Origin of the sequence: Streptomyces lydicamycinicus (assembly GCF_000829715.2) — a bacterium.
GTDB classification, from domain to species: Bacteria; Actinomycetota; Actinomycetes; order Streptomycetales; family Streptomycetaceae; genus Streptomyces; species Streptomyces lydicamycinicus.
This window is the reverse complement of sequence record NZ_BBNO01000001.1, coordinates 720,459-733,874: the sequence shown is the minus strand read 5'-3', so window position 1 is coordinate 733,874 and position 13,416 is coordinate 720,459. Positions and strand designations below refer to the sequence as shown.

The following is a 13,416-nucleotide window of genomic DNA, read 5'->3' as shown; positions in this document are numbered from 1 at the left end:
GCGCGCTCGCCGCCTCCCAGACCCAGGGCATCAACGGCGTCGCCCTGGCCGTCTTCGTCTTCTTCTTCCTGGCCGTGACGGTCATGGGCTTCCTGGCCGCCCGCTGGCGCAAGGCGGAGGAGTCCGCCAACCTCGACGAGTGGGGGCTGGGCGGCCGCAGCTTCGGCACCTGGGTGACGTGGTTCCTGCTGGGCGGGGACCTCTACACCGCGTACACGTTCGTGGCCGTCCCTGCGGCGATCTACGCGGCGGGCGCGGCCGGCTTCTTCGCCGTGCCGTACACGATCCTGGTCTACCCGCTGATCTTCACCTTCCTCCCCCGCCTGTGGTCGGTCTCGCACAAGCACGGCTACGTCACCACCTCCGACTTCGTCCGCGGCCGCTTCGGCTCCAAGGGCCTGTCACTGGCCGTGGCGCTCACCGGCATCCTGGCCACGATGCCGTACATCGCCCTCCAACTGGTCGGCATCCAGGCCGTCCTGGACGTGATGGGCATCGGCGGCGGCGAGCACACCAACTGGTTCGTCAAGGACCTGCCGCTGCTGATCGCGTTCGCCGTGCTGGCCGCGTACACCTACTCCTCGGGGCTGCGGGCGCCGGCGCTGATCGCGTTCGTCAAGGACGGGCTGATCTACCTCGTCATCGCGGTGGCGATCATCTACATCCCGATCAAGCTGGGCGGCTTTGACGCGATCTTCGACTCGGCCGGCAAGGCGCTGGCCCAGCCCGGTGCCGTGCCCGGCAAACCGCGTGGCGAGCTGGTCAGCGGCCCCAACGCCCAGTGGGCGTACGCGACCCTGGCGCTCGGCTCGGCGCTGGCGCTCTTCATGTACCCGCACTCGATCACCGCGACGCTGTCCTCGCGCAGCCGCAATGTGATCCGCCGCAACACCACCATCCTGCCGCTGTACTCCCTCATGCTGGGCCTGCTGGCGCTGCTCGGCTTCATGGCGATCAAGGCCGGCACGGACATCCAGGGCAACCCGCAGCTGGCCATCCCGCAGCTGTTCGAGGACATGTTCCCGAGCTGGTTCTCCGGTGTGGCGTTCGCCGCGATCGGCATCGGCGCGCTGGTGCCCGCGGCCATCATGTCGATCGCCGCGGCCAACCTCTTCACCCGCAACGTCTACAAGGACTTCCTCAAGCCGGGCGCCACGCCCGAGCAGGAGCACAAGGTCGCCAAGCTGGTCTCGCTGCTGGTGAAGGTCGGCGCGCTGGTCTTCGTCCTCACCATGGACAAGACCGTCGCGATCAACTTCCAGCTGCTGGGCGGCATCTGGATCCTCCAGACCATGCCGTCCCTGGTCGGCGGCCTCTTCACCCGCTGGTTCCACCGCTGGGCGCTGCTGGCCGGCTGGGCGGTCGGCATGCTCTACGGCACGCTCGCGGCCTACGGCGTCGCCAGCCCGACCCAGAAGCACTTCGGCGGCTCCAGCGCGGAGATCCCCGGCATCGGTGAGATCGGCTACATCGGTCTGACTGCCTTCGTGCTGAACGTCGTGGTCACCGTCGTCCTGACCTTCGCCCTCAAGGCCGCCAAGGCCCCCGAGGGCATCGACGAGACCAGCCCCGCCGACTACACGGCGGACGCCGGCGACGAGGGCGTCGCCGTGGAACTGCCGCCGGCCACGGAAAAGGCACCGGCAGGCCACTGAGCCACCGGTCGGCCGGCTTCCGGCAACGGGCCGTCGCGTACCCTCCGGGGCGCGGCGGCCCGTTGGCGTTCGCCGTTCTTGACCTTCCCGTCGATGAGTTCCAACCGCGCGCCTTCTTCCAAGCGGGCGAGTATCCGGGCGGCCTCTTCGAAATGCTCGGTCTCCATGATGTGCGGCCGGCCGGCGAGCGCGGTCATGAGGCCTTCTCCTTCTTCCACGGGACGGAACAAAGAACTGTCACCGACCATAGCCAAGGCCACTGACAGGCACTGTGTGATCACTCACGACACACTAGATGTGGGGGTGCACTTGAGGGGCCACCCCCACATGTATGCTCGTCCTCGCTGTCGCCGCAGGGGAATCCGGTGGGAATCCGGAACTGTCCCGCAACGGTGTAGGAGCGCGCTCGGCCGGGCGGATACCGGCCCTGGGCGCGTGCCCGTGTAGTCCGAGGACCTGCCGACGGTACGTCCGCACCGCAAGGGGTGCGGTCGTCGATACGTCCGGGCCCCGAGGGTTGGGCCGGTGGACGCCGCGCGGTGTGCCCGCGCACCCCTGCCGTCTCGGGGTGCCGCATGCTCGCGTGCGCCCGTCGTGCCCGCCCCTCCCGGCCCCCGCCGAGTGAGGGAGAGCATCGCGTGACCATCGCGCCAACGGAGCCCGCGTCAGACGCCGAGGTCGTGCCGCCCGTGGTGGCCACGCCTCCCGGTACCGCCGACGGCGGACCGGGCGAGGACGGGCCGGGTGTCGCCCTGCTGCGCACCCTGACCCAGCTGACCGAGGACCTGACCGCGACCGACCCCGGCAAGGTGGCCGCCGCCGCCCTGCGCGGCCGGCACGCCGGCTCCGACGAGGCCGAACTGCGGTCGCTGGCCACCGATGCCGCGGCCGGTCTGATCGGTGACGAGCCGCAGTACTCCAAGCTCGCGGCGCGGCTGCTCACCCTCGCGATCTCGGAGGAGGCGGCCGGACAGGGGGCGGTCGCCTTCTCCGCCTCCGTCGAGGTCGGCCACCGCGAGGGGCTGATCGCCGACGAGACCGCGGAGTTCGTCCGGGCGCACGCCGCCCGGCTGGACGCGCTGGTCGACCGGGCGCTCGCCGACGGGGCCGACGACCGCTTCGGGTACTTCGGGCTGCGCACCCTGCACTCGCGCTACCTGCTGCGGCACCCCACCACCCGTCAGGTCATCGAGACCCCGCAGCACTTCCTGCTGCGGGTGGCCTGCGGTCTCGCCGAGGACCACAGCGACCGCGCGCTGGACGACGTCGCCGAGCTCTACCGGCTCACCAGCTCGCTGTCCTACCTGCCCTCCTCCCCCACCCTCTTCAACTCCGGCACCCGCCACCCGCAGATGTCGTCCTGCTATCTGCTGGACTCGCCGCTGGACGAGCTGGACTCGATCTACGACCGCTACCACCAGGTCGCCCGGCTCTCCAAGCACGCCGGCGGCATCGGTCTGTCGTACTCCCGCATCCGCGCCCGCGGTTCGCTGATCCGCGGCACCAACGGGCACTCCAACGGCATCGTGCCGTTCCTGCGCACCCTGGACGCCTCGGTCGCGGCCGTGAACCAGGGCGGCCGGCGCAAGGGCGCGGCCTGCGTCTACCTGGAGACCTGGCACGCGGACATCGAGGAGTTCCTGGAGCTGCGCGACAACACCGGTGAGGAGGCGCGCCGTACGCACAACCTGAACATCGCGCACTGGATCCCGGACGAGTTCATGCGCCGGGTGGAGGCGGACGCCGACTGGTCGCTGTTCTCGCCCTCGGACGCCCCGGAGCTGGTGGACCTGTGGGGCGACGAGTTCGACGCCGCCTACCGGAAGCTGGAGGCCGAGGGCCGGGCGCTCAAGCAGATCCCCGCCCGGGTGCTGTACTCCCGCATGATGCGCACCCTGGCGCAGACCGGCAATGGCTGGATGACGTTCAAGGACGCCGCCAACCGCACCGCCAACCAGACCGCCGAGCCCGGCCAGGTCGTGCACTCGTCCAACCTGTGCACGGAGATCCTGGAGGTGACGAACGACGGGGAGACCGCGGTCTGCAACCTGGGTTCGGTCAACCTCGCGGCGCACCTGGGTGACCACGGCGAGATGGACTGGGAGCGGCTGGACGCGACCGTCCGCACGGCCGTGACCTTCCTCGACCGCGTGGTGGACATCAACTTCTACCCGACCGAGCAGGCCGGGACGTCCAACTCCCGCTGGCGCCCGGTCGGTCTGGGCCTGATGGGCCTCCAGGACGTCTTCTTCCGGCTGCGGCTGCCCTTCGACTCGCCCGAGGCGCAGGAGCTGTCGACCCGTATCTCCGAGCGGATCATGCTCGCCGCCTACGAGGCGTCCGCCGACCTCGCCGAGCGGCACGGCCCGCACCCGGCGTGGTCCGCGACCCGCACCGCCCGCGGGGTGCTGCACCCGGACCACTACCCGAACGCCGAGCCCCGCTGGGCGGACCGCTGGGCGGCGCTGCGCGCCCGTATCGCCACGACCGGTATGCGCAACTCGCTGCTGCTGGCGATCGCGCCGACCGCGACCATCGCGTCGATCGCGGGCGTGTACGAGTGCATCGAGCCGCAGGTCTCCAACCTCTTCAAGCGCGAGACGCTGTCCGGTGAGTTCCTCCAGGTCAACGCGTATCTGATCGAGGAGCTCAAGGCGCTGGGGCTGTGGGACGCGCGGACCCGGGACGCGCTGCGCGAGGCCAACGGCTCGGTGCAGGACGTCGAGTGGATCCCGGCGGAGGTCCGGGCGCTGTACCGCACCGCCTGGGAGATCCCGCAGCGCGCGCTGATCGACATGGCCGCGGCCCGTACGCCGTACCTGGACCAGAGCCAGTCGCTGAACCTGTTCATGGCGTCCCCGACCATCGGCAAGCTCAGCTCGATGTACGCCTACGCCTGGAAGCGCGGCATCAAGACGACGTACTACCTGCGTTCGCGGCCGGCGACCCGGATCGCCCAGTCGGCGCGCGGCACCGCGGCCGCCGCCCCCGCCCCCGTCCCGCAGCAGGCCACCGACCCCGAGGCGGTCGCCTGCTCCCTGGAAAACCCCGAGTCCTGCGAGGCCTGCCAGTAATGACGACCGCACCTGAAACCAACGCCGCGGCAGCGCACACCGCCACCACCGGTGAGAAGAACCTCCTCGACCCGGGCTTCGAGCTGACCCTGCGTCCGATGCGGTACCCGGAGTTCTACGACCGCTACCGGGACGCCATCAAGAACACCTGGACCGTGGAGGAGGTCGACCTCCACTCGGACGTCGCCGACCTCGCCAAGCTGTCGCCGGGTGAGCAGCACATGATCGGCCGGCTGGTGGCGTTCTTCGCGACCGGCGACTCGATCGTCGCCAACAACCTCGTGCTGACGCTGTACAAGCACATCAACTCCCCCGAGGCGCGGCTGTACCTGAGCCGTCAGCTCTTCGAGGAGGCCGTGCACGTCCAGTTCTATCTGACGCTGCTGGACACCTACCTGCCCGACCCGGACGACCGCGCCGCGGCCTTCGCGGCGGTGGAGAACATCCCCTCCATCCGTGAGAAGGCGGAGTTCTGCTTCAAGTGGATGGACTCGGTCGAGAGCATCGACCGGCTGGAGTCCCAGGCCGACCGGCGCCGCTTCCTGCTCAACCTGATCTGCTTCGCGGCCTGCATCGAGGGGCTGTTCTTCTACGGCGCCTTCGCGTACGTGTACTGGTTCCGCTCCCGCGGGCTGCTGCACGGGCTGGCCACCGGCACCAACTGGGTCTTCCGCGATGAGTCCATGCACATGGAGTTCGCGTTCTCGGTGGTGGACACCGTCCGCCAGGAGGAGCCCGAGCTCTTCGACGACAAGCTGGAGCAGCAGGTCACCGAGATGCTCAAGGAGGCCGTCGAGGCGGAGCTCCAGTTCGGCCGGGATCTGTGCGGTGAGGGCCTGCCGGGCATGAACACCGCGTCGATGCGCGAGTATCTCCAGTGCGTCGCGGACCAGCGGCTCCAGCGGCTCGGCTTCGCGCCCGTCTACGGCTCGGAGAACCCGTTCTCCTTCATGGAGCTGCAGAACGTCCAGGAGCTGACCAACTTCTTCGAGCGCCGGGCATCCGCCTACCAGGTCGCCGTCGAGGGGTCGGTCTCCTTCGACGACGACTTCTAGTCCGGCAGTCCGGGCGAAAGGGGCCCGCCCGCGGCGCGATGCCGCGGGCGGGCCCCTTTGTCTGCCGCGATCCGTTTCCCTCCGGGACGCGTTTCCCGGCCCCGGCGGAACCTCAGTCCGGATCCGTCCCGTTCGAGGAGATGGCCGCGCGCACGACCGATGGGTACGGGGCGTTCATCGCGAGATGGCCGAGAGACAGCCCGGCGACGGCACCGGCGATGCCGGTCACCCAGCGCCAGACGCCCGTGAGGTCGAAGGTCAGCAGCGCGGCGCAGCCGATGAGCACCGCGGCGAGCAGCGGCACGGACAAGGGCACGTAAAGCAGCCAGGCGGAGTGCGGGTCCCACAGCCGCAGAGCGCGCGGCTCACCGTTGCCCGCGGCGGCCTTCTCGACGGCGACACCCTCGGCGGCCAGCATCTGCGCATCGTCGGCCTTGAGCATCCCGTGCATCACCCAGCCGTCGTCGGACACCAGCGCCGCCGGTGTGGCACCCCCGGACAACCGCCCGCCGCCGGCGCCCCGGCGAGCGTCCCAGCACAGCCACACATGCTGCCCCGTCAAGGAATCGGGGGCATGCTCCGCCATGACATTGGCCAGGAAATGCGCGGTGCGGGATGACCCGGTGACAATCTTCAAGCAGGGCTCCTTGCTGTCCCCCCGCCGCCAGAAATCAGGCCCCAGGTATTTCCCGCGTACCGCCATATCGCCGCGGCCCAGCCGGGAAAAGGAACGGAACCCGTGGCGCAGGGAAAGTCCGACCACGGAGAGGACCAGGCCGGCGGCCCAGGCGATGCCGACGATCCAGACGCGGCCGGTCCCCATCGTGGCGCCCTCCATCGCATCACCGAGGCTGCGCTCGTCGCCCGCGAGGGCGCCCAGTCCGGGACGCGCCGGGGCGTAGAGGACCGAGACCTTGCCGCCCGTGCGCGGACGGTCGGGGGTGACCGGTTGGACGGTTGCCGTGGCCGGCCGCCCGCCCGCCTTCGGGGCAAGCCGGACGACCGCCGTGGAGGTGTAGTAGTCGTGGCCCTTGCTCGGATCGTGCAGCCGGACATCGCCGACCTTCTCGATCGGTACGGCCGCGAACTCCGCCCCGGCGTCCACGATCCGCTGCATCTGTTCCGGCCGCTGGGGCGTCCCCGTCACGAGGGCGAAAAGGGTCACCAGCACCGTGCAGACGCCCAGGTACCACGCCAGGGAACGCGCCTGCACACCCCGGCGCGAGGGCAGCACCCGGGGCGGCCCGTCCGCTTCCACGGCCCCGGGCCCGCCCGGTGCCCCCGAGAACTCGGCGACGGAGATCGCGGCGTACGGCCGCCGCCCGCCTGCCGCGCGCGGCAACACGGCGATGGCGCCGGCACAGGCCAGTGCGCACCCCAGCCCGACGAGTATCGCCGTCCGCCGCGGCTGTGGATCCGGCCAGAAGAGCCACAGCGGCAAGACGGCGGTGAGGGCCGCCAACCCCAGCGCGGCGCACCACGCCCCGGCCCGGCGCGGGGCCGCGCCCACCCGCTGAAGGGCAGGCGCGGCCCCGGTCGCGGCCTGGTCAGCCGAAGACATCTCGTACCTCGTCGGTTGTCGTCTCGTTCCGGCCCTTGGTGCCCTGCTCGGCTGCCGTCCGGCCGTCCTTGGTGCTCTTGTCCACGTCTTCGAATCCGTCCTTGCCCTCGTTGCCGGAGACGCCTCCGGCGATGGGGACAACGGTGCCCCACGCGGTGTCCATGTTCGCCTCATGGCTGCCGGGAGTCCGGTTCTCCATCTTGATATCCCGCGCCATGCGGTCCATTTCCCGGTCGAAGCCCCGGACCGAACCACCGACGCCGCCTGCCGCACCACCGGTGACGGCGGTGATCGCGGTCTGCCGCCCGTCGAGGTCCTCGCCCTTGCGGTAGGAGTCCAGGACATCGCCGGTGACGCCGCCGGCCGCACCGCCCACCGCACCGCTGACGAAATCGCCGCGGCCGAGGGCCGTCGCGAGCTTTCCCGCTCCGGTGCCGACGGTCGCACCGCCGATCCCGCCCATGAGGTTGGTCCCCCACTCCGGTCCCTTGCCGGAGAGGACACTTGTGGCCACACCGCCGGCCGTGCCGGACGCCGTGTTCACCGTGAACCCTTCCAGGGCCTTTACGCCGCGTTGCATCAACTGCGGCCTGAGATAGCGCGAGCCCTTGATCCCCCGATAGACCCGGGCAATGAGCCTCAGCATCCTGCCCAATCTGCCGGCCGCGTCCAGGGCGCGCTTGGCCAGCATCGCCACCCGGGCCGTACCGACCGCGGCGGAGACACCGAGGGTCAGGAAGGACATGCCGATCGAGACACCGACGGAGATCCCGATCTCGATGTAGATGTCCTCGATTTCTTCATTGACCTCCTCGATGGCTTTCGCGGCCTTCTCAAGGCCCTCGGCGGCTTCATCGAAATTCGCGGTCACCGGGTCGACGGCCTTTTTGCACTCGTTCCAGTGCTCCTGGAAAGCCTCGGCGGCTTCGCCCCGCCAGGTGTGCCCCACCGCGGCGTTGACCTGCTTGTCCAGGGCGCCGAAGATCCGGTCGACCTCGGATTTCAGATGGCGCCACTGCTTGGCGGCCTCGCGCAGTTCATCCGGCCGTCCGCCGGGATGGACGATCTCAATTCCGAGTTCTACGATCTCCTCGGCTACGGACTCGTCCCCGCTCATCACTTACCCCCGTCGTTTTTCCCGAAGAGCGCCTCGACGCCCTGATCGTTGACCTCCGTGTTGCTGCTGACCTGCTTCAACGCGGCCCCGATCTCGTCGAGATGGGTGTATATGGCCTTCATGGCACTGGCCACGTCCGCGGAGTACTCGATATATGCCGAGGTCACCTCTTCCGACTCGGTCAGGACCCCGAAGCCGTCGGTGATCGCCTCTTCGCCGGTTTCCGCAGTGAACTTCTGAAGAGTCTTCTCCAGATCGTAGGAGTGCTGCTCAAAGCTGCGAGCCAGCTTCATTATCTCACCGTGGTCGACATATGACTCTTTGTCAGCCATCTGCTACAGCCCCTTCCCCGTTGGATCCGCTCCGGCACAAGCCGCCATTGCCATGCCAGCTTAGGTGCAAGCCACGGGCCCCCAGGCAGCCTTGAGGGCACATCAATAGGCGAAAGAGTGGATAGGCCATGGCCCCGGGACTGCTTATACAGCACGTTGCGGCGATAACCGAAGAGAGCGCGCTTCATGCTCAAACCCGGGCATAGTGGGGACAAGTTTTGGTAAAGCGAAGTACCGGCAGATCATTTATGGAGCGGAATTTCGGGGAGGTTAGCCATAATCCGCCGGCGGGGGACGGTTATTGATCGACCCTCCAGCGACGCCGCCACCGAACCCGATGCCAGGCCCGCCCTCCTCGGCGACAAGCCGCCCAAACACGCGGATCACGTTCCACAACAGGAGCTACCAGACAGCCTCCACCCCCCTCTTCTCCCTGGTGGCACGCCGTTTATGAGCGTTCTGTTACCTCGGCAACCGGAGCCGGGGCCACCGTCTCTATCCGGGCATGAAGGGAACGAAGGGGCGTCGCCGGTTCCTCGACTATCCGCGGCAGGGCCGGGAGGGCCCGCGCCGCTGGCTGCCGTCATGGCGCCAGTGGCTCGGTGTTCTCTCGCTCGGCATGGTCGGCCTGGCCGGGCTGTTAGCCGTGGTCTACGCGAAGATCGACGTGCCTGACGAGAATGAGCTGGCGGGCAAGCAGGCCACCGTCTATCACTGGTCCGACGGCAGCGAAATGGTGAGCGTGGGTGCCGTCAACCGGCAGAACATCACCCTCGACAAGGTGCCGGACTCGGTGGAGAACTCCGTGATCGCGGCGGAGAACGCCACGTTCTACAGCGATTCCGGGGTCTCCCTCAAGGGCATCGGCCGCGCCGTGGTCAGCATGGTCTCCGGCGGGGACACCCAGGGCGGCTCGACCATTACCCAGCAGTATGTGAAGAACACCTATCTCTCGCAGGACCAGACGGTCACCCGCAAGGTGCGGGAATTCATCATCGCGCTGAAGGTGGGCAACCAGAAGTCCAAGCACGACATTCTGCGCGGATATCTCAACACCAGCTGGTTCGGCCGCGATTCCTATGGGATCGAGGCCGCCGCCCATGCGTATTACGGCATTGACGCCAGCCGGCTGAATCCCAGCCAGGGCGCCCTGCTGGCCGCCGTGCTGAAGGGTTCGGAGCAGTACGACCCGGGGCTGAGCAAGGCCAATCACGCACGGGCCGTGGCGCGTTGGGAGTGGATACTCGACCGGCAGGTCGCCACCGGGAAGATGAGCAAGGAAGAGCGGGACAGGTACCGCACCTTCCCGGAGCCCCGAAAACTGTCGAAACCCACCAGCCAGGCCGGCCAGACCGGGTATCTCCTCGATGTCGCCAACAAGTTCATCAAGGCCCGCACCGGGCTGACCACCAAGGATCTGGCGCGCGGCGGCTATCACGTTCACACCACCTTCGACAAAGAGCGCACCCGCCGCCTGGAAAAGGCCGTCAACGAGGTCCGCCGGAAGGAGATCGATCCGAAGCACCGCAAGGCCGACGCCTTTGTGCAATTCGGCGCGGCCTCCGTACGCCCCGACGACGGGGCGATCGTCGCGTTGTACGGCGGTCCGGACGCCACCAAGCACTTCAGCAACAACGCGGACACCTCGGCGGTCCCGGCCGGGTCCGCCTTCAAGCCGTTCGTGCTGGCGGCCGCGCTCCAGGAGGAGGTCGACGGCACCGAGGACCCCACGACCGCGCCGGTGGACGGCGAGGAGACCCCGGCCCAGAAGCTGGGCGGGGCCCTGATGACGGGGCAGAGCCCGCCCTTCGTCCAGGCCGGGAAGCGGATCGGGCTGGAGCGGATCCGGGATCTCGCGGTGCAGTCGGGGCTGCGCAAGGAGAGCATGGCGCAGCTGGAACAGACCTTCCCGCTGGGCACCTCCGCACCCAGCGCGATCCGGATGGCGAGCGCCTACACGACCTTCACCAACGGCGGGCTGCACCAGGAGCCGTACGCGGTGTCCGGGATCACCTACGACGGCAAGAAGGTGCCGGGGCTGGACCGTCCCGAGGCCGAGCAGGTGCTCGATGCCAAGGTCGCCGAGCAGGTGTCGAATTCGCTGCGGATCGTCGGCTGGCTCACCCTGGGCCGGGACGGCGGGCTCGCCCCCGAGCAGCCGGTGGCGGCCGGCCGCACGGAGCCGGGCGACCGGATGAAGTCGGCGTGGTTCATCGGCAGTCCGTCCGCCGCGGAACCGGACTTCGGTCCCGGCACCGGCGCGAAGGACGGGAAGGGCGTCGTCCCCGGCCGCGCGCCCGGCGCCGGGGACGGCAACGAGCCGACCACCGCCGTCACCATGTTCCGCAACAAGGCGGGCACCCCCGCCCTGCTGCCGATGCAGGGCGTCGGCGGCGCGAAGAGCAAGTTGGGCACGACCCTCCCGCCGAAGGTCTGGCAGGCCTACCAGCAGGGTTCGTGACGCGAATGGGCGCCCGGCCGGCAGCCGGGCGCCCGTTCGTCTCAGTCGTTGGCGACGACGGGGTAGCGGGGCTCCCGCTCGGCCATCTGCTTCAGCGCGTCCTTGCGGTCCCGCTTGCTGAGCCGGTCGATGTAGAGGTAGCCGTAGAGGTGATCGGTCTCGTGCTGGAGGCAGCGCGCGAAGTAGCCGGTGCCCCGGATCGCGACCGGCTCGCCCTTGGCGTCCTGACCGCGGACCACGGCGTAGTCGGGGCGGGGCAGCTCGGCGTAGGCACCGGGCACGGACAGGCAGCCCTCGTTGGAGTCGTCCAGGATCCGGCGCTCGGCGGGCAGCTCGTCCAGCACCGGGTTGCAGACCGCCCCGACGTGCCGGACGCCCTCGTCGTCCAGGCAGTCGTAGACGAAGACCTTCAGGTCCACGCCGATCTGGTTGGCGGCCAGGCCAACGCCCTCGGCGGTGCGCTGGCTGGCGAACATGTCGTCGATGAGCCGGCCGAGCTCGTCGTCGAACGCCGTGACGTCCTTGCACTCCTTGTGGAGCACCGGATTGCCGACGACCGTGATCGGTCGCGAGGTGCCGCGCTCACGGTGGGCGGCCTCCCGCTCCCCGGCGTCCGTGACGTCGTCGATGAACTCCTCGTCCACGCGCCGGTCACCGTCTTGATCAAACACAGGCTGCTGGGCCATCTCCGCCGTACGCCTTCCTGAAAACCCTGAATAGTCGCCCTACAGCCTACGGGGGCGCGACCGGGCCCTCAGCAGACCTCTTCAAGATCGCGCCACTCCCGGGTGTCCGGGCTGTCCGCGACCCAGCCGTCCAGCAGGCCGCGGACCAGCGCGGACGGCGCCGCGATACCGCATTCGCGCTCCGGCACCCACAGCGAGCCGGAGCCCGCGGTGCGGTGGCCGAGCGGGCCGGGGTGGCCGGGCTCACTGTGGTCGTGCGGGTCGAGATGCTCGCCCTCGCCCTCGTCGCTGGGCATCCGGCTCTCCGAGCACGTACGGCACAGCAGCCGCACCGAGGACGACCAGTCCTCGGCCGCGAAGCCCGCGTCGGCCGCCAGCCGCTCCAGGGCGTCCCGGTCGGCCTCCGTGGCGGCCTCCAGGAGCACCACCCAGGTGGGGACCGGGGAGGGCGCCCACAGCTCGATCTCGTCGAAGACCGGGTACGAGGGGCCCGCGGCGGTGGTCCGCTCGCCGTGCGGGACGCCGTCGTGCAGCACCACCTCGCCCCAGCGCCGCCCGGAGGACGGCAGCGGGATGGACAGCACCTCGATACGGGCCGGGTCCAGCCGGCGGCCCCAGACGACCTCGGCCTCGCCCTCCGGGGAGAGCCGGACCGCGGCGCTGCCCAGGGCCATACCGAGCGGTTCGCCGGACGGCGAACCCCCGCCGGGGACCTTGAGGCCGTACGCCTGCCAGGCGCGGCGGGCCAGCGGCCAGTCCTGGAGGGCGGTGGCGGCGATGCCGACGTTCCACCAGTCGGGCGCCCCGGTCTCGCGGTCCAGCAGCGCGACGGCGCGCAGTCCGGCGGCCCGGGCCTGCTCCCAGTCGTGCCGGAACTTGTGCAGCAGGGCCAGGTTGAACCAGGACTCGGAGAGCCACGGCTCCATGTCCGCGGCGCGGGTCAGCAGCGCACCCGCGTCCTCGTAACGGCCGTCGCCGATCAGCGTGAAAGCGCGGTCGGTCGCCTGCCGCCACGAGGCGGAGGGCCGGTGCCGTACCTTGCCGAAGATCCTCACGATTCCCGCCTGCTGGTTGCTCTTGATGCCGCTGAGGTGGGGTCCCGAGCGGCGTCCGGGGCCTTCCGGGGGCCCACTCGACAACCTGCCACAGATTGCCGCCGGGCTCAGCCCGGTTTGCCGGTCCCCCTGCGGCTCCTTGCCCTTCGCCGACCCCCTGAACCCCTTGAGAGGGGCTCCCTTCGCATCCAACCATGCCCATCTCGGAGGGCGCTCATTACCCATGGGTTCCACGACCTGTGGGGCCCGGCGACGGCGTAACGGCAGGGTGTGGCGGCTGGGGCGGATGGGGCGCCGGCAAGGGGGCGCCGAGCGTCGGCCAGGGCGGCATTTACGGCATTGTCGGGACATACACGGTCGGCAGGGGCTCGCCCAGTGGCCGGGAGGGCCTCCCCTGAGGGGACAAATCCCGCGCCGGGC

9 protein-coding genes and 1 riboswitch are annotated in these 13,416 nt (G+C 69.7%); of the genes, 4 read left to right on the top strand and 5 right to left on the bottom strand.

Annotation, left to right across the window (positions count from 1 at the left end):
- Nucleotides 1–29: 29 nt before the first annotated feature.
- From mctP to TU31_RS03145, 3 genes are all read left to right on the top strand, one after another.
- Nucleotides 30–1,655 (top strand): monocarboxylate uptake permease MctP, encoded by a 1,626-nt coding sequence (mctP, locus tag TU31_RS03160; RefSeq protein WP_042149885.1) that lies wholly within the window; start codon nucleotides 30–32, stop codon nucleotides 1,653–1,655.
- Nucleotides 1,656–1,980: 325 nt separating this feature from the next.
- Nucleotides 1,981–2,133: riboswitch (cobalamin riboswitch) on the top strand.
- Nucleotides 2,134–2,293: 160 nt separating this feature from the next.
- Entirely contained in the window at nucleotides 2,294–4,729 is a 2,436-nt protein-coding gene (locus TU31_RS03150; protein ID WP_370682693.1) for a ribonucleoside-diphosphate reductase subunit alpha, read from the top strand.
- Nucleotides 4,729–5,784, top strand: a complete 1,056-nt coding sequence (locus TU31_RS03145) for a ribonucleotide-diphosphate reductase subunit beta (protein ID WP_042148479.1) — start codon at nucleotides 4,729–4,731, stop codon at nucleotides 5,782–5,784. Before TU31_RS03150 ends, TU31_RS03145 begins: the two co-directional genes overlap by 1 nt.
- Before the next feature lie 112 nt (nucleotides 5,785–5,896).
- Here TU31_RS03145 and TU31_RS03140 read toward each other — a convergent pair whose 3' ends face one another.
- From TU31_RS03140 to TU31_RS03130, 3 genes are read right to left on the bottom strand one after another with little or no spacing between them, the layout of a single operon-like run.
- Complete coding sequence (locus tag TU31_RS03140) at nucleotides 5,897–7,345, bottom strand: hypothetical protein (protein ID WP_158894234.1); 1,449 nt, start codon at nucleotides 7,343–7,345, stop codon at nucleotides 5,897–5,899.
- A complete protein-coding gene (locus TU31_RS03135) occupies nucleotides 7,332–8,462 on the bottom strand; it encodes a WXG100 family type VII secretion target (RefSeq protein ID WP_052718809.1) in 1,131 nt (376 codons plus the stop codon). Before TU31_RS03135 ends, TU31_RS03140 begins: the two co-directional genes overlap by 14 nt.
- The gene (locus TU31_RS03130; RefSeq protein WP_042148474.1) at nucleotides 8,462–8,794 is read right to left on the bottom strand and encodes a hypothetical protein; all 333 of its coding nucleotides are present in this window, start codon (nucleotides 8,792–8,794) and stop codon (nucleotides 8,462–8,464) included. The genes TU31_RS03135 and TU31_RS03130 overlap by 1 nt, the downstream gene beginning before the upstream one ends.
- 505 nt (nucleotides 8,795–9,299) lie before the next feature.
- On the opposite strand from TU31_RS03130, the gene TU31_RS03125 reads away from it, so the two are divergent.
- The gene (locus TU31_RS03125; RefSeq protein WP_042148471.1) at nucleotides 9,300–11,255 is read left to right on the top strand and encodes a transglycosylase domain-containing protein; all 1,956 of its coding nucleotides are present in this window, start codon (nucleotides 9,300–9,302) and stop codon (nucleotides 11,253–11,255) included.
- Between the two features lie 41 nt (nucleotides 11,256–11,296).
- Here TU31_RS03125 and def read toward each other — a convergent pair whose 3' ends face one another.
- Nucleotides 11,297–11,941 carry a peptide deformylase gene (gene def / locus TU31_RS03120; RefSeq protein ID WP_042148467.1) on the bottom strand — a complete coding sequence of 215 codons (645 nt, stop codon included), beginning with the start codon at nucleotides 11,939–11,941 and terminating at the stop codon, nucleotides 11,297–11,299.
- Nucleotides 11,942–12,009: 68 nt separating this feature from the next.
- Nucleotides 12,010–12,996, bottom strand: a complete 987-nt coding sequence (locus TU31_RS03115; protein ID WP_018089486.1) for a tetratricopeptide repeat protein — start codon at nucleotides 12,994–12,996, stop codon at nucleotides 12,010–12,012.
- Between the last annotated feature and the right edge of the window lie 420 nt (nucleotides 12,997–13,416).

What these genes read in the sequence shown, in the direction of transcription:
- TU31_RS03135 (WP_052718809.1), bottom strand. Translation starts at nt 8,462, where the DNA reads ATGAGCGGGGACGAGTCCGTAGCCGAGGAGATCGTAGAACTCGGAATT.
- TU31_RS03140 (WP_158894234.1), bottom strand. Translation starts at nt 7,345, where the DNA reads ATGTCTTCGGCTGACCAGGCCGCGACCGGGGCCGCGCCTGCCCTTCAG.
- TU31_RS03130 (WP_042148474.1), bottom strand. Translation starts at nt 8,794, where the DNA reads ATGGCTGACAAAGAGTCATATGTCGACCACGGTGAGATAATGAAGCTG.
- TU31_RS03145 (WP_042148479.1), top strand. Translation starts at nt 4,729, where the DNA reads ATGACGACCGCACCTGAAACCAACGCCGCGGCAGCGCACACCGCCACC.
- TU31_RS03125 (WP_042148471.1), top strand. Translation starts at nt 9,300, where the DNA reads ATGAAGGGAACGAAGGGGCGTCGCCGGTTCCTCGACTATCCGCGGCAG.
- def (WP_042148467.1), bottom strand. Translation starts at nt 11,941, where the DNA reads ATGGCCCAGCAGCCTGTGTTTGATCAAGACGGTGACCGGCGCGTGGAC.